The 21,737-nt window shown below is 71.0% G+C and carries 16 protein-coding genes and 1 pseudogene; 7 read left to right on the top strand and 10 right to left on the bottom strand.

Annotated elements, in window-relative coordinates:
- Nucleotides 1-142: 142 nt before the first annotated feature.
- Together ACH4NX_RS06510 and ACH4NX_RS06505 are read right to left on the bottom strand one after the other, a co-directional pair.
- Nucleotides 143-1,276, bottom strand: a complete 1,134-nt coding sequence (locus ACH4NX_RS06510; protein WP_351390799.1) for a hypothetical protein — start codon at nucleotides 1,274-1,276, stop codon at nucleotides 143-145.
- A gap of 322 nt (nucleotides 1,277-1,598) precedes the next feature.
- Complete coding sequence (locus ACH4NX_RS06505) at nucleotides 1,599-2,354, bottom strand: TetR/AcrR family transcriptional regulator (protein ID WP_351390802.1); 756 nt, start codon at nucleotides 2,352-2,354, stop codon at nucleotides 1,599-1,601.
- Nucleotides 2,355-2,603: 249 nt separating this feature from the next.
- Between ACH4NX_RS06505 and ACH4NX_RS06500 the strand changes: the two genes are divergently transcribed.
- Nucleotides 2,604-4,844 carry an MMPL family transporter gene (locus ACH4NX_RS06500; protein ID WP_398126831.1) on the top strand — a complete coding sequence of 747 codons (2,241 nt, stop codon included), beginning with the start codon at nucleotides 2,604-2,606 and terminating at the stop codon, nucleotides 4,842-4,844.
- Nucleotides 4,845-5,258: 414 nt separating this feature from the next.
- Here ACH4NX_RS06500 and ACH4NX_RS06495 read toward each other — a convergent pair whose 3' ends face one another.
- The 3 genes from ACH4NX_RS06495 to ACH4NX_RS06485 form a co-directional block, all read right to left on the bottom strand.
- Nucleotides 5,259-7,427 (bottom strand): MMPL family transporter, encoded by a 2,169-nt coding sequence (locus ACH4NX_RS06495; protein WP_398126832.1) that lies wholly within the window; start codon nucleotides 7,425-7,427, stop codon nucleotides 5,259-5,261.
- A gap of 25 nt (nucleotides 7,428-7,452) precedes the next feature.
- Nucleotides 7,453-8,001 (bottom strand): TetR family transcriptional regulator, encoded by a 549-nt coding sequence (locus ACH4NX_RS06490; RefSeq protein ID WP_351390811.1) that lies wholly within the window; start codon nucleotides 7,999-8,001, stop codon nucleotides 7,453-7,455.
- Nucleotides 8,002-8,080: 79 nt separating this feature from the next.
- Nucleotides 8,081-9,313, bottom strand: a complete 1,233-nt coding sequence (locus tag ACH4NX_RS06485) for an Lrp/AsnC family transcriptional regulator (RefSeq protein WP_398126833.1) — start codon at nucleotides 9,311-9,313, stop codon at nucleotides 8,081-8,083.
- A gap of 56 nt (nucleotides 9,314-9,369) precedes the next feature.
- On the opposite strand from ACH4NX_RS06485, the gene ACH4NX_RS06480 reads away from it, so the two are divergent.
- Together ACH4NX_RS06480 and ACH4NX_RS06475 are read left to right on the top strand one after the other, a co-directional pair.
- Complete coding sequence (locus ACH4NX_RS06480; protein WP_398126834.1) at nucleotides 9,370-10,632, top strand: M20 family metallopeptidase; 1,263 nt, start codon at nucleotides 9,370-9,372, stop codon at nucleotides 10,630-10,632.
- Nucleotides 10,629-12,071, top strand: a complete 1,443-nt coding sequence (locus ACH4NX_RS06475; protein ID WP_398126835.1) for an MFS transporter — start codon at nucleotides 10,629-10,631, stop codon at nucleotides 12,069-12,071. The genes ACH4NX_RS06480 and ACH4NX_RS06475 overlap by 4 nt, the downstream gene beginning before the upstream one ends.
- On the opposite strand, the pseudogene ACH4NX_RS06470 reads toward ACH4NX_RS06475, so the two are convergent.
- Together ACH4NX_RS06470 and ACH4NX_RS06465 are read right to left on the bottom strand one after the other, a co-directional pair.
- Nucleotides 12,055-12,387: pseudogene (locus ACH4NX_RS06470) on the bottom strand (hypothetical protein); the annotation flags it as partial. The gene ACH4NX_RS06475 and the pseudogene ACH4NX_RS06470 overlap by 17 nt on opposite strands.
- A 59-nt stretch (nucleotides 12,388-12,446) precedes the next feature.
- Nucleotides 12,447-13,685, bottom strand: coding sequence for an FAD-dependent oxidoreductase (locus ACH4NX_RS06465; protein WP_398126836.1), 1,239 nt, complete (start codon nucleotides 13,683-13,685; stop codon nucleotides 12,447-12,449).
- Nucleotides 13,686-13,781: 96 nt separating this feature from the next.
- Between ACH4NX_RS06465 and ACH4NX_RS06460 the strand changes: the two genes are divergently transcribed.
- Entirely contained in the window at nucleotides 13,782-14,798 is a 1,017-nt protein-coding gene (locus tag ACH4NX_RS06460) for a WYL domain-containing protein (RefSeq protein WP_351390826.1), read from the top strand.
- 114 nt (nucleotides 14,799-14,912) lie between these two features.
- Here the strand turns inward: ACH4NX_RS06460 and ACH4NX_RS06455 are convergent, their stop codons facing one another.
- The gene (locus tag ACH4NX_RS06455) at nucleotides 14,913-15,236 is read right to left on the bottom strand and encodes a hypothetical protein (RefSeq protein WP_398126837.1); all 324 of its coding nucleotides are present in this window, start codon (nucleotides 15,234-15,236) and stop codon (nucleotides 14,913-14,915) included.
- Nucleotides 15,237-15,762: 526 nt separating this feature from the next.
- Here ACH4NX_RS06455 and ACH4NX_RS06450 point away from each other — a divergent pair.
- Nucleotides 15,763-16,431, top strand: a complete 669-nt coding sequence (locus tag ACH4NX_RS06450; RefSeq protein ID WP_398126838.1) for a GPP34 family phosphoprotein — start codon at nucleotides 15,763-15,765, stop codon at nucleotides 16,429-16,431.
- Between the two features lie 238 nt (nucleotides 16,432-16,669).
- Here ACH4NX_RS06450 and ACH4NX_RS06445 read toward each other — a convergent pair whose 3' ends face one another.
- Nucleotides 16,670-17,308: a hypothetical protein gene (locus tag ACH4NX_RS06445; RefSeq protein ID WP_351390835.1), complete on the bottom strand. Its 639-nt coding sequence runs from the start codon at nucleotides 17,306-17,308 to the stop codon at nucleotides 16,670-16,672.
- Nucleotides 17,309-18,019: 711 nt separating this feature from the next.
- Between ACH4NX_RS06445 and ACH4NX_RS06440 the strand changes: the two genes are divergently transcribed.
- The gene (locus ACH4NX_RS06440) at nucleotides 18,020-19,768 is read left to right on the top strand and encodes a protein kinase (protein ID WP_398126839.1); all 1,749 of its coding nucleotides are present in this window, start codon (nucleotides 18,020-18,022) and stop codon (nucleotides 19,766-19,768) included.
- Nucleotides 19,769-20,106: 338 nt separating this feature from the next.
- Here ACH4NX_RS06440 and ACH4NX_RS06435 read toward each other — a convergent pair whose 3' ends face one another.
- Nucleotides 20,107-20,682, bottom strand: coding sequence for a TetR family transcriptional regulator (locus ACH4NX_RS06435; protein ID WP_351390841.1), 576 nt, complete (start codon nucleotides 20,680-20,682; stop codon nucleotides 20,107-20,109).
- A gap of 97 nt (nucleotides 20,683-20,779) precedes the next feature.
- Between ACH4NX_RS06435 and ACH4NX_RS06430 the strand changes: the two genes are divergently transcribed.
- Nucleotides 20,780-21,709: an oxidoreductase gene (locus ACH4NX_RS06430; protein WP_398126840.1), complete on the top strand. Its 930-nt coding sequence runs from the start codon at nucleotides 20,780-20,782 to the stop codon at nucleotides 21,707-21,709.
- The last annotated feature ends 28 nt before the right edge of the window (nucleotides 21,710-21,737 follow it).

Here is a 21,737-nt window from a genome sequence, read left to right as displayed (position 1 = left end):
GCCGACACACGTGCAGCGAGAGCACACTGGGCCTCCAAGGCCGGCCCTGAAGTCCGACGGGCAGCCGGGGCCCTCGCCCACAGGGGACCGCCACGGCTCCCGCACGCCCCCGCCCCGCCCCGCCCCTATGTGTGCCTACCGCCTACGCCGCGTCCGCGGGCATGTCCTCTTCCGGGAGTACCTCCTCGCCGAAGTCCTCCTCGGTGAAGCCCTCCTCCGCCATCATCGCGGCGCCGAACCCGCCCAGCATCTCCTCGATGTCCAGCTCGGTGGCGCCGGAGGGGGCCGTGAGCGGCCGGCCCTCGGTCATCCGCACCACCAGGCCCAGCTTCTTCACCTCGGCGTTCTCGGCTAGCTCGGCGAGGTCGACGTGCACCTCGCTCAGCTCGCCGTTCTCGAGCGTGAAGTCCGCCGTGACCTCGGCGTCGGGGACCTCCTTGAGGTCCTTGTCCGTGGGCAGTTCCATGCCCCGCGGCAGCTTCTTCACGAGCGGACGGATCTCGCCGAGGAGCTCTCCGATCAGCGTACGGAACGAAGCGGTGGCGGTGATGCGCTCGGCGCCGTCCTCACCGTCGGCGGTCTCGAAGTCGACTTCGCGGGCGACGGTCTTGCGGAGCGCCTCCAGCAGTTGCTTCTGCGTCCTGGCGTCGAGGGTGGGCTCCGGTACGGGCTCCGCCCCCGGCTCGGCGGTGGTCTCCGCCATCTCCTTGGTATTGATCTTCACCCATTCGCCGTCGAGCGCCTTTTTCAACCCGAGCGCCTCCGGGGGCAGGTCCTGTGCCGACGGCATGGGGGCGCCCATCGCCTTGCCGAGGAGTTCTGCGTCGGAACGGATGTACGTGTAGTCACCGATGACCCGGTACTCGACGATGTCGCCACCGTGGGTGCGGACCTTCATGGCCATTCCGACGAGGTCCTTCTCGCCGGACTCGTCGATCGGTTTCCTCGACTGCGCTGTCACACTGATCTTCGCGCCACTGATCAGGTCGGCGACCTCGTCGGGGATCTCCTCACCGGGCTCCGGGTTCGACGAGGCGTCCAGTGCCTTCAGGCTCTGGGCGTCGGTGTCGAGGTCGAGTTCGAAGGAGATCGTCTTCTCCTTGCCGAGCTTGTCGAACGCCTGGTCGAGTTTCTGCCCTGCGGAGAGCTGCTCCACGGTGCCGCAGGCGGCCGAACCCGCGAGGACGGCACCGACGACTGCGGTAGCGGTCAGGGTCTTGCGTATGGCGGTGATGATGGTCTCCTCGTCAATGCGATCACGTGTGATCGTCGGCAAGACTCCTGACGGCGCCCAATGGTTGCCCTGCACACGACCAAGCCAGGTGGGTCCCGGTCATCCGGTGCCCACTGCCCACCTCCGTTTGGCGGGCTCCATGCCCTCCGGCGGCGGCGTGTTCGGGCATGCCGTCGGTGGGACGGGCGGCGTGGCTTCTTCGCACGGCCCCACCGGGGGGGGACAAGCGTGGGCGCCACGTTGGAACGGCTCCGGGAGAACGCCGCCCGCTGGTCGTCAGACAGCAGCAACGAGCGCAGCGTCGGGCCTCGCGTGAACGTGCCGCGGAAGGTGACGGAGACGGCCGCACGTCCAGCGCCGCGCCTCAAGGCGCAGCCGGTGTCCTCGGGGGCTGCGTGAGGACCCGTCGACGGATGTCCTCCAGCAGATCCCGCATGGCCATGCGGAAGATCTCCGCCTGGTGTTCGCCGATGAAGGCGGTGTGCCCGAAGGCCTCCAGGACGACCATGCCGTGCATGTGCCCCCAGGCGCCGAGGAGAAGAGCGGTCGCGGAAGGCGGCAGGGTTTCCGAGCCATGCGGAAACCGGGCTTCCAGGTGCGCGTGCAGAGCCGGCGAGAGCGCCCGGGTGTCGGCTGCGGCGAGTTGTGCCGCGGAGAACCCGTCGAACAGCTCTCGCTGGAAGACCATGCTCAGCCGGCGCATCGCCTGCGTGGTCGGGCCCTCGGCAGGTGCCTCGTAATGGCGCAGCGGTGCGCCGTACAGCAGTTGGAATCGCTCGACGTGGGTGACGGCCCAGCGGCGATAGCCCTCGGTGGCGGCCAGGAACCGCCGGGCGGCCGGTTCGTCGGCCGCTGCGTCGACAGCCGCCGTCACGGCATCGGCCAGGTCGTCGTACGCCTTGGCCACCAGCGCCGTGACGAGGGCGTCCCTGTTCGGGAAGTAGTGGTAGAGCCCCTGCACGGTCATTCCGAGGCCGCGGGCGACCGCTCGCAGGGAGAGGGCGTGCAGCCCGTGCTCGGCGATCTGGCGCTCGGCGGCGTCCACGATCTCTCGGGTGGCGACGGCTCGGCGTCGTTGGCGCAGGGACGGCAGGACCGCTGCGGGCTCTTCGGCGAACATGCGGTGATACTACGGCGGTTGACCGTACGGGGCGTCAGGAAACTACGCCCGCCAGAGTTACCTGACAGTGTCAGGTAAATCTCCTTCTGCTCAAGTACACGCTGCCTCATTACCGTCGTTCTCGGCGGCGACGAACGCGGTACCGCACACCCTCTGACGGGGTGAAGAGGGCTCCGCGACGCATTTCGCCGGCTTCTCGCCCGGCCGACGCCCCTCGTCTTTCCCGAAGAACCTCAAAGGAGATCCCTCGTGTTCGAACGTATGGCCGACTTGGCGATCCGCCGGTCTCGGCTGGTGCTGGCCGTGGCCGCCCTGGCCGTGGCACTGATGGGCGTGGTGGGCGCCGGCGCCTTCGACAAGCTGAAGGGGGGCGGCTTCGACGACCCCGCCTCCCCCTCCGCGCGGGCGGCGAACGTGATCGCCGACAAGTTCGGCGGCGAGACCAACCTCGTCCTGCTGGTCCGCTCCCCCGACGGCCGCGTCGACGCCCCCGCCGCCGAGGAGAACGGCCGGGACCTGGTGGCCGAGCTCAAGAAGGACGAGCGGCTCAGCAACGTCGTCTCGTTCTGGGAGACGAACAGCCCCGACCTGCGTTCCGAGGACGGCCATGAGGCCATGGTGCTCGCCCACGTGAAAGGCGACACCACCGAGCAGCGGGAGAGCGCCCTCTCGATCCTGGACACCTACAGCGGCACCTACAAGGACACCCTCACCGTCCAGGCCGGAGGAGGCGCCGCTGTAGGAGCCGACCTGTCGAACCAGGTGGTCGAGGATCTGATCCTCGCCGAGGTGATCGCCATACCGCTGACCCTCGCGCTGCTCCTGATCGTCTTCGGCAGCGTCGTCGCGGCGCTGCTGCCCCTCGCCATCGCCGTCATCGCCATCATCGGCTCGTTCGCCCAGCTCTTCCTGCTCGGCAGCGTTACCGACGTGGCCGACACCGCGACCAACCTCACCACCGCCCTGGGTCTGGGACTGGGCATCGACTACGCCCTGTTGATGGTCAGCCGCTTCCGGGAGCAGATCGCGGTCGGGGTGAGTGTGGACGACGCCGTCCGGCGGACGGTGCACACCGCGGGCCGCACCGTCGCCTTCTCCGCAGCGACCGTCGCGGCGGCCCTGGCGGCCCTCATGGTGTTCCCGCAGTACTTCCTGCGCTCGTTCGGCTTCGCCGGGGTCGGCGTCGTCGCCATCGCCGCCCTGAGCACCCTGTTCGTGATGCCGGCCCTGCTGAAGGTTCTGGGGCACCGGGTCAACGGCGGGCGGATGCCGTGGGCGAGGTCGCCGCGCTCCGGGGCTCAGGTGCCCCTGTGGGGACGGCTGGCGCGCACCGTCATGCGGCGGCCCGTGCTCACAGCGGTGCCCGTTCTCGCCGTGCTGCTGCTGGCGGCGAGCCCCCTGCTGAACATCACCTTCGGGACGCCGGACGAACGCGTCCTGCCCGAGGACGCCGAGAGCCGCCGGGTCTCGCAGGTTCTGCGGGAGGACTTCGGCGGCAGCGCGGACTCGGCCGTCCTCATCGCCATCGACACATCCGTGGCCGAGGCCCCGCTGGCCTCGTACGCGGGGCGACTGGCCGCGCTCGAGGGAGTCGAACGTGTCGAGACCAGCGTGGGCATCCACAGCGCGGGGCGGCCCGCCGCGACCGGCCCGGCCGACTCCGCCCTCGGCCGGCCCGACGCACAGCGGATCAGCGTGGTGAGCAGCCTGACGCCGAAGTCGGAGGCGGCCGAGGGCCTGGTCAAGCAGGTGCGCTCGGTGACTCCCCCTTCAGGTACGGACCCTTTGGTCGGCGGGAACGACGCCGTACTGGTCGACGCCAAGGAATCCATCGCGGACAAGCTCCCACTGGCCGTGACCCTGGTCGTCCTCACCACCTTCCTGCTGCTCTTCCTGTTCACCGGCAGCGTCGTGCAGCCGTTGCGCGCGCTGGTCCTCAACCTGATCAGCCTGGGGGCCACCCTCGGTGTGATGACCTGGATCTTCCAGGACGGCAACCTCTCCTCACTGCTCGGCTTCACCGCCCAGCCGATGGAGGTGGCGATGACCGTGTTGATGTTCTGCATCGGCTTCGGCCTCTCGATGGACTATGAGGTCTTCGTCACCAGCCGGATCAAGGAGCTCCACGACGAGGGAGCGGACAACGAGACCGCCGTGGTCGACGGCCTCGGACACACCGGGCGTATCGTCAGCGCGGCTGCCCTCCTGCTCGCGGTGAGCTTCTTCGCCTTCGGCACCGCCGAACTCAGCTTCATGCAGATGTTCGGCCTCGGCAGCGGACTGGCCATCCTCATCGACGCCCTCGCCGTCCGCGGCGTGCTCGTACCCGCCGCGATGCGTCTGCTCGGGAACTCGGCCTGGTACGCGCCCGGCTTCCTGCGCGCGTTCCACGCGCGGTACGGACTCAGCGAAGGCGGCCTGGAGCCGACGACCGCCCCCGCGTCAGCGGCAGTTGCCCGGGGGGACACGAAGGAGTCGACCGTGCTGTGACTCGTACGACGTCCAGCGGGACGGTTCCGGGCGAACCTGGGCCCTCCCGCTCCGGGCGGGGGCGTCTCTCGGGTGACCGAGGACGGTGTTGAGGCGGGCGGTGGCCGCGGCGGTGTCGGTGGCCGGACAGCGTGCGGTGATGGTGCGGGCGATGGCCGGGGCGTGGTCGCCGGGTGCGGTGGGATGTGGGTGAGGGTGAGCGGAATTCCTCCCGTGCGCCGTCGAGGGGGAGCTGGAAGCAGTAGCCGGGGGTCTCGGTGGGAGCCGGGCAGGTGAGTCCGGGGGTGCCTGCCCAGGGTGTGGGCCACCTGCCGCCTTTGGCACGAGCGAGGCATGGTGCGCGTTCACGGGAGAGGGCGGGACCCCTGCGCGGGTCCCGGCCTCCCGGGTGTGGTCCGGTCTGGTCGTGTCGGGTCAGACCGGGACGGGGGTCTCGTCGCGCGTCTCCGCGGCCAGTTGCCGGTTCAGCTTCTCACCCTCGATGTCGAGGTCGGGCAGGGCCTTGTCGACGGGCCCCGGCAGCCACCAGGCGGCACGGCCGAGCAGCGACATCACCGCCGGGACCAGCGCCATGCGGACGACGAACGCGTCGACGACCACGCCGACGGCGAGGGCGAACCCGATGGATTTGATGATCGGGTCGTCCATCAGGACGAAGCCCCCGAACACGGACGTCATGATGAGCGCGGCGGCCGTGACGACGCGGGCGTTGTGGCCCATGCCGCTGATCATGGCCGCCTGCGGGTCGGCGCCGTGGACGAAGTCCTCGCGCATGCGGGAGACGAGGAAGACCTCGTAGTCCATGGCGAGGCCGAACAGGATGCCGATGAGCAGGATCGGCAGGAAGCTCACCAGCGGGCCGGGGGTGTCGACGCCCACCAGGCCGGCGAGGTGGCCCTCCTGGAAGATGGCGACGGTGATGCCGAAGGTCGCGCCCACGGTGAGCAGGAAGCCCAGAGCCGCCTTCAGCGGCACCAGGACCGACCGGAAGACCAGCATGAGCAGCAGGACGGAAAGGCCCACCACCAGCAGCAGATACACCGGCAGGGCGTCGGCGAGCTTCTCCGAGACGTCGATGCCCAGGGCGGTCGCGCCGGTGAGGGCGATGTCGGCGCCCTCGACGTCCGCGACCCGGTCACGGATGTCGTGGACGGCGTCCTCGGTGGCGACGGCGGTCGGGCCGGCCTCGGGGATGATGGCCAGCAAGGCGGTGGTGCCCTCCTCGTTCAGCTGAGGCGGGGCCACGGCCAGGATGCCGTCGGTGTCCTTGATGAGGACGGTGGCCTTCTCGACGGCCGCCCCGGTGGACCGGGCGTCGTCACCGTTGACGACGGCGATGAGACGGCCGTTGAAGCCCTCACCGAAGCCCTCGGACGTCAGGTCGTACGCCTCGCGTGCCGGGGTGCCCTCGGCAGCGGTACCCGCGTCCGGCAGGGCGATGCGCATGTCCAGGGCGGGGAGGGCGAGCGCGCCCAGCCCGAGGATGCCGACGACCAGGAACGGGACGCGCAGCTTGGCGACGAGCCGGCCCCAGGCGAAGCCGAAGCCCTCGGCAGCGGGGCCGTCCTCGGCGGTGTGCCCGTCCGCGTGGCGCTGTTTGCGCGGCAGGATCTTCTTGCCCGCGAAGGAGAGGAAGGCCGGCAGCAGGGTGAGGGCGACCAGCACGGCGACGGCGACGGTGCCCGCCGCGGCCAGGCCCATCACGCTCAGGAAGGGGATACCGACGACGGAGAGGCCGGCCAGGGCGATGACGACGGTGGCGCCGGCGAAGACGACCGCGGAGCCGGCGGTGCCGGTCGCGCGGCCGGCGGCCTCCTCCGGCTTCAGACCCTCGGCGAGGTACTGGCGGTAGCGGGAGGTGATGAAGAGCGAGTAGTCGATGCCGACGGCCAGGCCGAGCATCAGCGCCAGGACGGGGGCGGTGGAGGTCAGTTCGATCACACTGGTCAGGGAGAAGAGGCCGGTCATCCCGACCGCGACGCCGATCAGCGCGTTCAGCAGGGTCATGCCGGCGGCGAACAGCGAGCCGAAGGTGATGACCAGGACCACCGCGGCGACCAGGACGCCGAGCGCCTCGGTGGAGCCGATCTCCACCTCACCGCCCATGACCTCGCCGCCGTGCTCGACCCGCAGGTCCTCGGCGTCGGCGCCGACTGCCTCGTAGGCCGACTTCTGCTCGTCGGTGACCTCGTCGGCGGCCTTGCCGAACTGCACCTGGACCAGGGCGTAGCGGCCGTCCTGGGAGACCGATCCGGTCTGGAACGGGTCCATGGCGGCGGTGACGCCGTCGATCCCTGCGGCTTCCTTCACCAGGGGTGCCACCGCGGCGGGATCCAGCTTCCCGCCCTCGGGCGCGGCGAGGACGAGGGTGCCGGTGGCTCCCCCGGCCTGCGGGAACTGCCGGTCGAGGTCGTCCAGCGCCCGCTGGGACTCGGTGCCCGGCATGGAGAACTTGTCGCTGGTCGGGCCCATCAGGGTGGCGGCGCCGACGCCCAGCAGGGTCAGCAGGAGCAGCCAGAAGGCGGCTATTCGGCCTCGTTTGCGGAAGGAGAACCGCCCGAGCCGGTACAGCAAAGTCGCCATGGAGGAAGAGTCTTTCCGTTGAGGGTCAACTGGGGGTGTGGTCAAGCGTCCGCAGCGCACTGCGGATCATTTCGGCGCGCAGCACCTCCTCCGGCGCCACCTCGTCATCGGCGGCACCGGTGACGAAGACGGCGCCCAGCACCATCCATGCCGCCACCCGGGCCGGCGCCCGTGGCGAGCGGCCGGCCAGCGCGTCCAGCAGCCCGTCCGCCAGCTCCCTGACGTTGAGGTCCTGGTGGCAGGACATCTCGACGATGTCCTCGAAGAGAAGCCGGATCTCACGGCGGAATCGCAGCGTGAGGTCGACGTATCCGACGACGGCCTCCTCCACCAGCGAGCCGCCCTCCAGTCCGGCCACCCGGTCGAGAAGCGTGGTGAGGGCGTCCCGGGCCGGGGTCAGCAGCTCGGTGAGGATCTTCTCCTTGCCGGCGAAGTGGTAGAGGAGTGACGCCTTCGAGCAGCCCGCGTCGGAGGCGATGTCCTGCAACGAGGTGCCGCGGAAGCCGTGCACGGCGAACAGTCGCAGTGCCGACTCCAGAATCTGACCGCGCATGGCGGAGGCGGAGCGTGCCATTCCCCAACCATAACTGTCCGATCGGTCAGTTCTGACCGATCGGACAGACTGATCGGACCGTGTGTCGCCGCGGCTTGCGTCACTCCTCCGGCCCGGGACTCGCACGGGGCGCACGGCCGACCTCGTCGACCCGCGCGCGAAAGCCCCTCCCCTCGAAGAACGCGGTGCTCGGTGGCGCGGCCCGGCCGCACAGCCGCCGGAGCAGGGCGTCCTCGTCGGAGGCGACGGTGCCCGGGTCCCAGCCGGCCAGCGGAACCGCCCCCACGCGTCGCCCGGTGGGATCCAGCAGATGACCGGCGAGTTTGACCGGCCACAGGGTGACCGCGCGGTCGGCGACGGTCAGGCCGGGGAACGGTGCGGTGAGCTGCGACTCGAAGGCGTGAATGTCGTCGATGGACCGCAGCCAGGCAGCGAACAGCAGGTTGTGCGGGCCGGAGAGCGAGGCGACCAGCCGCACCTCGCGCAACCCGGAGACATGCGCGGCGATCCGTGCGGCGTCCTTCGGCGGAGCCGCGCACCACAGGCTCACACTCACCGGCCAGCCGGACAGACCGCGCGCCACCTCGCAGCGGAAGACCAGCGCCCCGGACTCGTCCAGGCGGCGCAGGCGACGTCGTACCGTCGTCGGACTCAGTCCGGTGCGCCGTGCCAGCCGGGCCACCGGCTGCCGCGGGTCGTCGGCCAGGGCCCGCACCAGTGCCTGGTCCTCACGTCGTACGGGTGAGCGCCCCGGCCCGGGCACGGCGGCGCCCGCCGCACGCGCCAGCCGCAGCCGGGCCGCCGTGGTCGGACGGTCCAGCCGCCACCGGCTGCCGTCCATGTGCACAGCGGTCGCGATCTGCGTCCGGCTCGCCGCGACCCCGGGCAGTGTCCCGACGCGCATCCCGGTGTAGCGGGCCAGCTCGGCCAGACCGTCGAACACGCACGTCAGCACCAGATCCCGGGCGCCGGTCACCTGTTCGACGGTGAACACGTGCGGGTCTCCGGCGAGTTCGACCGCGACGTCGCGCACCCGGCCCGGCGCGCAGTCCACTTCCACGAAGGCGACGATCAGTGGCGCCCCCTCCAGGCTGACCGGGTAGCAGCTGAACCACGCGTGCCCCGCGTCGGCGAGCCGGGCCCAGCGCCGGGCCGCGGTCGAGGGGTCGACTCCGAGGGCCGCACCCACCTCGCTCCACTCGGCGCGGGGCGCATCCTGCAACAGGGTCACCAGCCGCATGTCCAGCTCGTCCATACCTCCGTCGCCGCCCTCGGCCCGCGGGGCCCACGGCCAGGTCGAAGCGGTGGATTCCCGCAAAGGATCATGGGTCATCGGCGCATCCAGGCATGTCGGGGTCGTCTTCTTCTGCCAGGCGCACCCTAGCGGCCATGTTTCACCTCAGTGACGCCTCCGTACTCAACGACGACCTGCGGCAGCTGTATCGCGCGCTGCACCGCCGGCCCGAGGTCGGCCTGCACCTGCCGCAGACCCAGCAGACCGTGCTCGCCGCCCTTGACGGGCTCGGCCTGGAGATCACCACCGGCACGGCCCTCAGCTCGGTCGTCGCCGTGCTGCGCGGCGGCCGGCCCGGCCCCGCGGTGCTGCTCCGCGCCGACATGGACGCGCTTCCCGTGGCCGAGGCCACCGGGCTGCCCTACGCCTCCCTCCGCCCCGGCGTCATGCACGCCTGCGGGCACGACCTGCACACCGCCGCCCTGGTCGGCGCCGCCAGGCTCCTCGCCGGACGCGGGGCGGAACTGGCGGGCGACGTGGTGTTCATGTTCCAGCCCGGGGAGGAGGGCTGCGACGGCGCCCGTCTCATGATCGAGGAAGGCGTGCTGGACGCGGCGGGCGAGCGCGTCGTGGCCGCCTACGGCCTGCACGTCACCGCCAGCACACTTCCCACCGGCATCGTGGCCACCCGCCCCGGCACCATCCTCGCCGGCTCGGACGGATTCGACGTCACCGTCACCGGCCGCGGCGGCCACGGCTCGTCACCTCACACCGCCGCCGACCCGGTCACCGCCGCCTGCGAGATGGTGACCGCCCTGCAGACGATGGTCACGCGCACCGTGGACGCCCTGGACCCGGCCGTCCTCACCATCGGCTCGCTGCACGCCGGCGAGGCACGCAACGTCATCCCGGAGACCGCCGTACTCCAGGCGACGGTGCGCACCTTCTCCGAAGCCACCCGTGCCACGGTGCGGCGGGGCGTGCTGCGCACGGTGCGGGGCATCGCGGACGCGCACGGCGTCACGGCCACCGTCGACTACCAGGACGGCTACCCGGTGACCGTCAACGACCCGGCCGAGACCGCCTTCGCCACCACTGCGGCCGCGGAACTGCTCGGACCGGACCGCAGCATCACCGCGCCCCGTCCGATCTCCGGCTCGGAGGACTTCTCCTTCGTCCTCCAACAGGTGCCCGGCGCGTTCCTGGGAGTGGGCGCCTGCCCCGCCGGCCAGGACCCGGCCACAGCCCCGATGAACCACTCACCGCACGCCGTCTACGACGACGGGGTGCTGCCGGCCGCGGCGGCGCTGCTGGCCACACTCGCCGCCCGCCGGCTGCAGCGGACGGCGCAGAGTGCCGCCGCCGGCCCCACCGACGCGGCCGTCGCAGTCGGCACGGCGGACGCGGGGGAAGCATGACCGGCACCGCCGCGCCGGACAAGGCCGTCGGTACCGCGCCCGGCGCCTCGGTGACCGCGGTCGTCGGACTGCTCGTGCTGTTCGAGGCGATGAGCGGCATCACTCAGATGGGCATCACCCCGCTGCTGCCCGAACTCGCCGCCGCCTACGGCCTCGACGACTCCGCCGCCAACTGGATCGGGGCGGTGCAACTGCTCGCGGCGACCGTCTGCGTACCGCTCTTCGGGCGCCTCGGGGACCTGTACGGCCACCGCCGGATGCTGCGAGTGGCGCTGGCCTGCGTGGCGGCCGGCTCCCTGCTCGTGGCGCTCGCCCCGACTCCGGCGCTGCTGTGGACCGGACGGGCGCTGCAGGGACCGCTCGCCGCGCTCCTGCCGCTGGAGATCGCCCTCGTCCGGGACCGGCTGTCGGTGCCCGACGCCCGCCGGGCCATTGCCCGACTGGTCGGCGCGCTCACCGTCGGAGGACTGCTCGGCACAGCTCTGATGGGCGCGGTGGCAGGCGCCTTCGGAGATGTCCGCGCCGCGCTCCTGATCCCGGCCGGGCTTGCCGCGGTGTGTCTCCCGTTGTCGTTCGTCGCGGTCCCCGAGTCCACCGCGGCGGTCGGGGCACGGATGGACTGGGCCGGGTTCGCGCTGCTCGCCCTCGGCGCGACCAGCCTGCTCGCCGGTGTCTCCGCACTGGAGCACAGTGGCAGCGCGGGGCCCGTGGTGGTCGGCCCGCTGGTCCTCGGTGCCGCGCTGCTCACGGTGTGGGTACGGGTGGAGCTGCGCCGGCCCGATCCCCTGGTGGACGTGCGGTCACTGGCCGACCGGCGGGTGGGCCCGTTCTATCTGGCGGCGGCGGGATTCGGCGTCGTCTACTTCGCGGCCCAGGCCCCGGACACCACGTTCCTGGCCGCCGACCCGCGCGCCACCGGCTACGGCTTCGGCATGTCCTCGGGGCAGATCTCCATGGTGCTGCTGCCCGCCATCGTCGCCGCCGTCGTCGGGTCGGCCGTCACCGTGCCACTGGCCCGCCGCATCGGCTACCGCTCCACGCTGGCCTGCGCGTTCGCACTGGTCGCACTGAGCTTCCTGCAACTGGCCGCGCGCCACGGCACCGTGGGCGAGATCGTGGCGGTCAAGATCGTCACCGGACTGGGGCTCGGGATCGCCCTGAGCGCCATGCCCACGGTGATCGTGGAGGCCGCCGACCGGTCTCGCAGCGGTGTGGCGACGGCTCTCTACAACAACGTGAAGACCTTCGGCGGGGCGATCGCCGGCGGTCTCATGGCCGCCGTGCTGGCCACGTCCTCACCCGGCGGCGCGGCATCGGACGCCGCTCCCGGGGAGGACGCCTACGTGGTGGTGTGGCTGCTCTGCGCGATATGCGCGGCGGCCGGAGCCGGCGCGGCCCTGCTGGCCCGCCGGACGGAGGAGGGGTGCCGTCGAGAGTGAAGCAGCGCAGCGCGGTGAATGGGGCCTCGATGCGGTCCGGCCACGAGGAGTTGGCGGGTGTAGGCGATCTCGACGTTGTGCGCTGCCGCCCAGGTGCCGACGCGCCGGCACTTCTTCGTGGTCAGGTGGGGTGAGAAGGTGTCGCAGACGATCGCGATCCGCACCGTGGGCGGGTAGAGAGTGCGCAGACAGCGGCAGAACCCCAGGAACCGGGTGCGTTCTCGATCGGTTCGATGTGGCCGTAGAGCTTGTCCTTGGCCAGGACCGGGGCGGCGAAGAGGCGGCGCACGCCGCCGTCGCGGATGTAGGTGGCCCGAAGGACTTCTTCGGCCATCCATCGACAGTGGTGGCCCCGGCGGACCAGCACGCGGCTCGTCAGTGGCGTAGCCGGGCGGCCGCGGCCAGAACGGGGGTGCTCACGAGCGTGGCCGCGGCGCCGAGTGTGGTGTCAGTGGCCAGGATCCACCGGACGGTCTTCATGGCCAGGGTGAGGACTTCGCTGCCGCGCCGGCGCATGCCTGCCTCGAAGTGCTCCACGGCGTCGGTGAGGGTGACGGCGCCGTCGGCGGCGGCGCTGACGTGCGTGAGAAGGCCTGCGGCGTCGCGGATGGCCGCGCCCGCTCCCATTCCGGCGGTGGGCGGTGTGGCGTGGACGGCGTCGCCCAGCGCGGTGATACGACCCGCGGGCCAGGGCGCGAGATCCTCCGCGCGGGTGGAGGCGGCGTTGAAGCGGAATGCGGCCACGCTGTGCGGGTCGGCTCGGGCGATGACCTCGAGTGTGTGCTCGGCCCAGCCCCGCTCGCGGAATCGGCCGAGCAGCGCGGCCTGTAGTTCGCCGCCACGCAGGCCGCGCAGGGAATCGGTGCTGGTGGACTCGGGGAACATGGCGCCCCAGATGTAGGTGGGAGCGGTGGTGACCGACATCCGCAGCTCGGGAGCGTCGAGCGCGGTGTTCCCGACCGGATCAAGGAAGCCGACGTACAGCGCTGCTCCGCGCGGGCCGATCGCCAGCCCCGATCGGGGCCCGAGTCGCCGACGCTCGCCGGGGCCGAGGTCTCGCCGGTGGGTGCGGCCGGAGAACCCGATGATGCCCGCCGGATCGTTGGTCGGACCTCCTGCCAGATGGCGGGCGACCACGGAGTGGGTGCCGTCCGCGCCCACCACGAGATCCGCCGAGAGCGGTGCCCCGTCGGTGAACAGCACTCGGGGCGCACCGTGGTCGTCGTGGCCGACGCCGGACACGCCGCGTCCCAAGTGCAGGGCGTCTCCGACGGCCTCGGCCAGCAGTATCCGCAGGGTGATCCGATCGACGTCGATACTCGCGCTGTCGCTGAGGTCCGGCCCGTGGCCCAGCAGTCGGCCGCGGCGATCCCAGAACGCGTCGCGCTCGCGCAGTCGCAGCGCCGACCCCGATGCCAGCAGCCGTCGCATGATCTTCGGATCCACCAGATCGTTCAGCGCCGACTGCGCCCGCTCATCCAGGGTGATGTGGTAGCCGCCCGTCGCCGCCACATCGGTGTCGCGGTCGAATACCGCCACCTCGATCCCCCGGCGGCGGAGCCCCGCCCCCAACGCAAGCCCGCCGATCCCGCCACCGACCACGACCACCCGCATACCCGACCGTCCCCTCCGCCGCCGCTCACTGAACAGAACCCACCCTGTCACCGGTAGTGGACGCGGAGTGGCCACTACCGGTGACAGGGTGGGACGATGGCGAACACCTCACGCCGGGCGTTGCGGCTGTTGTCCCTGCTCGGTTCAGGACGGCGTTGGTCGCTGCGCGAGCTCGCCACCCGGCTCGGGGCCAGCGAACGCACCGTCCGCCGCGACATCGAGACATTGCGCGCGCTCGACTACCCGATCACCACCCTCCACGGCCCCGACGGCGGCTACCGGCTCGGAGCCGGGCAAACCCTGCCGCCGTTGCTGTTCGACCACGAACAAGCCCTCGCGGTCGCGGTGGCCCTGCAGACCGCGCCAGGCACGATGTTCGGCCTCGCGGACGACGCGGCGCGGGCATTGACGGCTCTGCGTCAGGTCATGCCACCCGCGCTGCGGGCATCCATGGAATCCCTGCGCCTGACTCGGCTGCAGAACTACTGGGAGTTCCCCGCTCCCCCCATCGACCCCGCCGCCCTCACCGCCGTCGGTACCGCGGTACGCCGCCGACACCTCCTCGTCACCGAGACACTGCGTCCCGACGGCACACGCCCCGACCCCAGTGACCCCGACTACCTGCCCGCCCACCGCGTTGAGCCACACCATCTGGTCGTCTGGGCCGCCCGGTGGTACCTGGTCGCCTACGACCTCACCGACCATGAATGGCGAGTGCGCCGCGTCGATCGACTGCACCCCCGCCCCACCACGCAGCACTTCGCTGCCCGCGCGCTTCCCCACCCCGACCTCGCCCACTTCGTGATGAGCACCCACGACCGCGGCGACACCCCCGCCGTCTGGCAATGCACCGGCTCCGCCCGGCTGAACCTGCCCGCTCACATCGTGGCCCGCTGGGCACCGGGCGGCTCCGTCGTGGAACATCTCGACACCGAGCACTGCCGGCTCACTCTCGGCGCCTGGTCCTGGGCCGGAATCGCCGGCATCCTCGCCACCTTCGACACCGAACTCACCGACCTCCACCCACCCGAACTCGTCCACGCGTGCCGCCGCCTCAGACACCGATGGGCCACTGTCGCCGACGCCGAGGACCTCGGTCCTTCTCATGAGTGACCATCTGTGAGAGTTCCGCGCGAGCCCTCGGAGCGAGCCCCGTTTCCGCAGGGGGCTGCCAACTCGTCGTCGGCTATGACGCCTTCCCTTCGGAGCCGCCGTCTCCGGGGAACGTCACTCGCCGTCGCCGTCGCCCCCGTCCGGCTGCCCCCGGCCCCGCAGCGGGCCGTAGCAGTACCACGTCAGGAAGCCGGCTGTACCGAGCAGGATTCCGCCCTGCGGCAGGTCGGCCCTGTACAGGGAGACGGCCCCCGCTACGGCGAGGCCCAGTGCGAGGGGGAGCAGAAGAACGAGGGCCAGCACGGTCCACACTCGCCACATGATGCGCGCCGTGCCACTGGCGGCGTTCCCCACCGCCCGCGCCACGGCCTCGCCGTCCGCACCCGGCGTTCCTGTACCCGGCGTTCCGGTGTCCGACGTCCCGCTGCTCGGTGCCACCGGAGAAGGTGAGGGACTCGAGAGCGGTCGCGGCGGACGCGGCGGCACCTCCGGACCAGCGGCAGGGGGGTGAGGGGCGACGGGGAGGGCCGTCGGCCGGTCAGGGCCTTGCGTCTGTGGGAGGCCGAACCTTCCCAGGAGTGCCTGTAGTGCCTTCCAGAGCAAGACCCCCGCGCCGCACCATAACGCGAGCGACCCGATCAGGCCGATTCTCAGCGCGTCCCAGTACCAGGCCAGCAGAGCGCACCCACCGGCCATGCCACACAGGGCCACAGCCAGGCAGACCCGGAACTTCCACATACGCACCCTCCACCGGTAACAGGGACTCCTTGTGGGTGACGCACTCGTTGAGCTCCCAGTTGCGACCGGCCGGACCCTCGCCGCGGCACACGCGAGGGCCACCGCGAATCGCCCACGCCCCGATCCGGCCCGCGCGGTTGAACTCTGACCGAATCACAGACCAACACCGGCGAGTTGGCGTCCGGCGTCAGGCACCATCCCTCCTGTGCCCCCTCCGTACGGGCATGTGACTCTGCCAGAGGAGTTCGTCCTGCTGGCACACTCGCCGTCCGGCAAGGTGCGGGGCTCGGCCCAGGCGTCGTTCGGCTGCGCGGCTGCCGAACTCGGCGAGTTGGCGCTGCGCCGCAAGGTGCTGCTGCGCCCCCGGGTATCCAGGACGTTCGGCATCGAGACCTACGGGTGTCCACGGGGTATCGACCTGCTGGGCACCGGGCGTACCGGTCTCGCGTGGGCCGATGCCCTGCTGGCTGAGCTGGAGGTCTGCACGTCCGAGCCCGAGCCCGTCACCCTGCGCCAATGGCTCCGGCGGCGCGGCGGTGCAGCGCCGGCTCCGCACAGGGAAGCTCTGACCGAGCGTGGCCATCTGCTGCACAAGCCCTCCAGGCTTCCTGGAAGGGACCGCTATCACCCCTGTACCGCCACACGCGCCGCACTGGTCGACGAGATTCGTGGCGGCTGCAGCGGCCGGCGCGGCCTCGACGCACATCTGCTGCTTCTCTGCGACCTCGCGGAGGCAGCCGGAACAGGCAGGAGCCTCTCGCTGCGGCTGACCTGGCGCCAGTGGCTGGACTGGTCCCGGCGCACCGGGGTGCTGGAGTCCGTTCCCGAGGACTTGCGGGACACCAGTGAGTTGTTCCGCTTCATGGTGCCCAGCCCGGAGGATCAGGGGCTGTGAACGTGACGACTGCGCGGCTCCCCGGGTGCGGATCACGGCGTTCCGTCGGCTTTGTCATCGCTCCGTGGTACGACGCTCTCGCCGACGAGCAGCGTGAGCTCGCCGAGCCTTCGGTCACCGCGCGGAAGGCACGGCATTCGCCGGACGGCGGAGATCGGGGCGACTACGCGATGTGGGCGCCCCAGAACGCGAGGAAGCGACGCCCTGTCGAACCGCGTTCGCTGCGCGCGTCCGTCGGTCAGGAGGGGGACGGAGCTTCGCGGGCGGCCTCTTCCAGTTCACGGACGACGGCCCTCTCGTCCTTTCCGAGGATCACCTCCTCGAGGCTGTTGTCGTCGAGGCGGGAGAATCGCTCGCCGCGTGCGACGTCCTCCGCGCTCAGCACACGGCCGCACCACTCCCCCAGTCCCGCGGTGCGGTCGTCGAAGGGGACGGAGGCGCCCTCGCCCAGTACCACCCACCGGCCGGCGGCCCACCGGAGCGCCAGCAGATATGTGTGACCGGACTCGAGGCGAGGCGCGGCGCCCGTCGTTCTCGCGACCCGCCTTCCGCTCTTCCGGTACTCCGACCACCCGGCGGCCACCATCGCGAAGTCCTCCCCCAGCGCGTGGCGAGGACGGCCGGCGGACCAGAGGACGTCGTCCACCGTGAACGTCACCACCCGCTGGATCTCCGCGCTGACCTGGCCCTCGGCCATCTCACGGCGGTCGCCATCGCGTTCTGCCGTCGCCGTGACCACGGCGACGTGATCGGCGTGGGCGATCCAGTCCTTCGCCGTCCGCGACGGGTACTCGCCGCCGGGGCTGCCACAGCCGACGACGGTCCCCAGTCCGCCGTACGCGACGAGGACGCCGGAGACGATTCCCACCACGGACATGACTGCGACTACCGGACGGCTCATCGGTCGGCCGGAGAAGATCGTGCGCACGTTGACCCAAGACTCCTGTTCGCTCATTGATCGCAACAGGTCGCCGGGCTGCCTCGCGTCAACGACCTTGCATCGAGAGAGACGCCGGGCGGGTCACGTCGGTGCCAGGAAGGTGGGAATACTTTCCGAATCTTCGAAGCGTGGCATGGGAGGGCTGACGCCCCGTGATGCCTGCGCTGTCCCGAGTACCTGAGGCATGCCCCAGGGTGGTGGGCTGATCGCGAACGCCCGCTCCTTCGCGAGAAGTTACTGGTGGCGGCGGCCGAGCGGTACCGGCACGGGGAGGAGAAGGCGGTCATCGCACACGACCTGCGCGTCAGCGTCCGGTCGGTGGCTCAAGGGTCCGGTGACACACGGCCGGCCGCAGACCGACAGCCTGATCGCCGCCGTCGGACACGGTCTGCGCCGGCTCCAGTACCGACGTCCTCGACGGCTGCCTCACCCGTGCCGGACTCGTACCACCCGAAGACGACGGCATCACGCTGCGAAGGTCAGTCGGCACATGTGGGCTGCCGAGGCCTGTCGAGGAGCCGTCCGACCTGTCCTTCGGGGAAGGCGTGGAGGGTCTCCTTCCTGGGAGAGCCTGTCCGCCTGCGCACCGATCGGTCGAATGCCGGATCACGGCTGCTCCGTTGATCAGGGACCGGTAGGTTTGGGTGGGTGACTGGCAAACATACAGAGGAGATCGCCGGTCGGTACCTCCTGCTCGAACGTCTGGGCAGTGGAGGCATGGGCACGGTCTGGCGTGCCACCGACCGGTTACTGGAGCGCACCGTCGCGGTGAAGGAGGTGCACCTGCACGGCGGTGGAGAGGATCTCGCCCAGCGGTTGCGTCGTGCGCACCGTGAGGCACGTGCCATCGCCCGGGTCTCCCATCCCAACGTCATCAACATCCACGACCTGGTCCACCACGAGGACCGACTGTGGCTGGTCATGGAACTGGTGGAGGGCCCGTCCCTGGCCGAACACGTGGCCGCGCACGGTCCCCTGACGGTGAAACGGGTCGCCGAGATCGGCCTTGAGCTGCTGGGCGCCCTCAACGCGGTGCACTCCGTCGGCGCTCTGCACCGGGACGTGAAACCGGCGAACGTCCTACTGCGCCCCGATGGCAGGGTGGTGCTCTGCGACTTCGGGATCGTGGAACTGGCCGACACGGAGGCACTCACCACTGCCGGCGGCGTGATCGGCACCGTGGAGTACCTCTCCCCGGAACGCATGGAGGGCCGGCGGGCCGGCCCGCCCAGTGACCTGTTCTCCCTGGGCAGCACCCTGTGCGCACTGTTCACCGGCCGCTCGCCGTTCGCCAGGCCGGAGCCCGCCGCGGCTGTGTACGCCTTGGTCAACGAGCCGCCCGTGCTGCCCGAGGCGGTCGGGGCATTGCGCCCGGTCCTCACCAGGCTGCTGCACAAGAACCCGGCCGAGCGGCCGTCGTCCGACGAGATCGCCGGCGCGCTGCGGTCGGTGACCGCGATGTCCGGGCCCCCCGTCCAGCCGGAGCGGCCCATCGTGGCCGGCGAGACGTCGTCCACGCCGAAGGACCGTCGCCGTCACCCTCTCCGGACGGGTCGCTGGGCGGCCCTGCTGGTGGCGGTACTGCTCACCGGCGGTGCCGTCACCGCCCTGTTGGCCAACCGCTCGTCCGAGCAGCGGGGAGCCGGGGCAGACGGCGAGCCGGGTGCGGAGTCACCGGAACGTGCGACCGTCGTGCCGACATCGACGAGGATCGACGCCGCGTTGCCCGCTCCGGACGACCCGTACAAGGCATGGCTGGTCTCGGGCGACCAGTACCTGCTCGTTTCCGTGTCGACCCATGACGAACCGATGCAGAACAGGGAAAAAGGCCCCGCCCCCGTGACGGGCTGGACCGGGATCTTCGAGGACCTTCCCGGCTTCCGCGACGGCATCGACGCGGTGCTGCCCGTCTTCGGGGCGCTCAACGAATACTGGGTGTTCTCCGGCCCGGAGTACATTCGGCTCCACGTCTCCGACGGCGATCACAGCGTCACGCAACTGACGGACCCCGCCCCGCTCGATCAATGGCGCGAGGGGTTCTGCGGGGAAGACGACTTCGTGGAGGGCATCGACGCGGTGATGAGGGTCCCGGGCAATCCTGCACAAGCCTGGGTCTTCGCGGGGAACAGCTACGTCAGGACGACTCTCGACGCCGCCGCGGCCGGCGGGACCTGCGCCATCGGTCGGACGCCGCTCAGCAACTGGTCGGGCACGTTCAAGCACTACGAGGACTTCAGGCGCAAGATCGACGCCGTCCTGCCGGTTCCGGAGACCGAGAGCGACTACTGGGTGTTCTCCGGCGACAAGTACCTCAGGATCCACCTCGACAGCGAAGACTACTCCGACACGTCGAACGGCACTGCCAAGCCGCTACCCGACTGGAACGCATTCTCCTGACCTCGAAGTTCCGTGATGGTCTGCCGACGGAGTCGGTGGACCGTTCTCGCGTTGTGGGTTGAGGTCGGGCGGGACTCGGGCCCGCTTCCCGCCACGATGTGGCAGTGCCCTGCCCGGCCGGCCGACGTCGCACGAGGTGTCGGTGGCGGCCGAGGACCGGTCGTCGGATGGGGCCCCGGTGATCGTTGCGGAGGGTGGCGGCGTCAGGCCGCGCGAGAGGGACGGCACCGACCGGCGGTGCCGGACCGCGGCGACGCCATCGCCGCGTCCACGACCCGCCTCACCCGCGTGACATCCTCGGTGGTCTTCGCCGGCACCGGCGGACCGCCGTGACGGGGTCAGCCACGAGAGGGCTCGCCCGGGGTAACCAGGCGGCGCACGGCGTCGATGACGACGGTGCGCCGTTGTGCGTCGGTGACCAAGTGGCCGACGTCCTCGGTGTGGTGCTGCCACATGTTCGCCAGTGTCAGTACCAGCGCGAGGATCTCAACGGCCGGCTTGTCGGATGTGACGGTGCCGCGCTGCTGTGCCGCCTCAATGGCCGCGATCTTCTCGTCCATGGAGCGGGCGACGACCTCGGACGTCGGCCGGTCGGCTCGTTCCAGTGCGTACCACGTCAGGAACCGCATGACCTGTGGGTACTGCGCGGCCGCGTCGTGCAGGCGGCCGGCGTAGCCGGGCAGGTCGTCGGCGTCGATGGGCACCGCGCCCACCGTCTGCTCGACGATCGCCTCGTAGACGGCCTCGAACAGACCTTCTTTTCCGACGAAGAACGAGTACACGAGGCCGGGGCTGACACCGGCACGTCTGGCGAGCCGGTCCACCCGCGCGCCGGCCACGCCGTACTCGGCGAACTCAGCCAGGGCCGCTTCCATCAGCTGCTGCCGTTTGCGGTCGGGGTCTCGCGTTGCCATGCCACCAGCGTCGCTTAATGAACGTTCATTTGACAAGCCGGGGCGGGGGCGCTCATGCTCAGTGAAGTAAATGAACATTCATTCAGGAAGGCGTGGCATGGTCACCGAACACTGGACTCCCGCCGACATCCCACCACTTCAGGGCCGGACCGCCCTGATCACCGGCGCCAACAGCGGCATCGGTTACCGCACCGCCCTGGTCCTGGCACGGCACGGTGCCCGCGTCCTGCTCGCCGGGCGCCGCCCGGAGTCCCTGGCCGAAGCCGCCGACCGCCTGCGCGCCGACGTGCCCGACGCACGACTGGCGACCGTGGAGCTGGACCTCGGCAACCTGGCCGCGATCCGCGCCACGGCCGCCCCACTCGCGGCACGTGAGACGATCGACCTCCTCATCAACAACGCCGGCATCATGGATGTCCCCGAACGCCGTACCACCCACGACGGCCTCGAACTCACGGTCGGCACCAACCACTTGGGCCATTTCGCTTTGACCGCCCATCTGATGCCCGCGCTGACGCGCTCCGCGGCCGCGCGGATCGTCACGGTCAGTGCCATCGCCGCCCGCTGGCGTTCGGGCGACCTCTCCGATCTGATGAGCGAGCAGCGCTACCGTCCGATGGCCGCGTACGCGAAGTCCAAGCGGGCCAATATCGTCTTCACCCAGGAACTCGCCCGGCGCCTTGCCGGAAGCACGCACCGCGCCCTGGCCGTTCACCCGGGCTCGGCCGTCACCAACCTGCAGCGCCACACCTCGGCCGGGCGGATGGGACGGCTGTTCGTCGCCCTGGCCGCCCGCACCCTGATGGGCTCTGCCGACGGCGCCGCCTGGCCCTCCTTGTATGCCGCCACCCACCCCGCGGCCGCCGGCGGCACCTTCATCGGCCCCGCCGGCCGAGACCAGACCTCAGGCACTCCCAGGCCGGTGCCCCTGCCTGCCGGGGCCGACAGACCAGACCTGGGCGCGGTGCTGTGGCGCGAGAGCGAACGGCTGACCGATCTCACCTTCCCGCCGCTACCGCAGACCTGACCGATGCCCCTCGTGCGGGCCAAAGGGC

Origin of the sequence: Streptomyces sp. NPDC017225 (genome assembly GCF_044331465.1) — a bacterium.
Taxonomy (GTDB): Bacteria; Actinomycetota; Actinomycetes; order Streptomycetales; family Streptomycetaceae; genus Streptomyces.
The sequence above is the reverse complement of the archived record's forward strand: the minus strand, read 5'-3'. Positions and strand labels throughout refer to the sequence as shown.

Excerpts from the sequence above, each read along its gene's own strand:
- ACH4NX_RS06490 (WP_351390811.1), bottom strand. The coding sequence starts at position 8,001 with ATGGCACGCTCCGCCTCCGCCATGCGCGGTCAGATTCTGGAGTCGGCA.
- ACH4NX_RS06480 (WP_398126834.1), top strand. The coding sequence starts at position 9,370 with ATGTTTCACCTCAGTGACGCCTCCGTACTCAACGACGACCTGCGGCAG.
- ACH4NX_RS06505 (WP_351390802.1), bottom strand. The coding sequence starts at position 2,354 with ATGTTCGCCGAAGAGCCCGCAGCGGTCCTGCCGTCCCTGCGCCAACGA.
- ACH4NX_RS06495 (WP_398126832.1), bottom strand. The coding sequence starts at position 7,427 with ATGGCGACTTTGCTGTACCGGCTCGGGCGGTTCTCCTTCCGCAAACGA.
- ACH4NX_RS06435 (WP_351390841.1), bottom strand. The coding sequence starts at position 20,682 with ATGGCAACGCGAGACCCCGACCGCAAACGGCAGCAGCTGATGGAAGCG.
- ACH4NX_RS06445 (WP_351390835.1), bottom strand. The coding sequence starts at position 17,308 with ATGTCCGTGGTGGGAATCGTCTCCGGCGTCCTCGTCGCGTACGGCGGA.
- ACH4NX_RS06475 (WP_398126835.1), top strand. The coding sequence starts at position 10,629 with ATGACCGGCACCGCCGCGCCGGACAAGGCCGTCGGTACCGCGCCCGGC.
- ACH4NX_RS06465 (WP_398126836.1), bottom strand. The coding sequence starts at position 13,685 with ATGCGGGTGGTCGTGGTCGGTGGCGGGATCGGCGGGCTTGCGTTGGGG.
- ACH4NX_RS06430 (WP_398126840.1), top strand. The coding sequence starts at position 20,780 with ATGGTCACCGAACACTGGACTCCCGCCGACATCCCACCACTTCAGGGC.
- ACH4NX_RS06485 (WP_398126833.1), bottom strand. The coding sequence starts at position 9,313 with ATGACCCATGATCCTTTGCGGGAATCCACCGCTTCGACCTGGCCGTGG.
- ACH4NX_RS06460 (WP_351390826.1), top strand. The coding sequence starts at position 13,782 with ATGGCGAACACCTCACGCCGGGCGTTGCGGCTGTTGTCCCTGCTCGGT.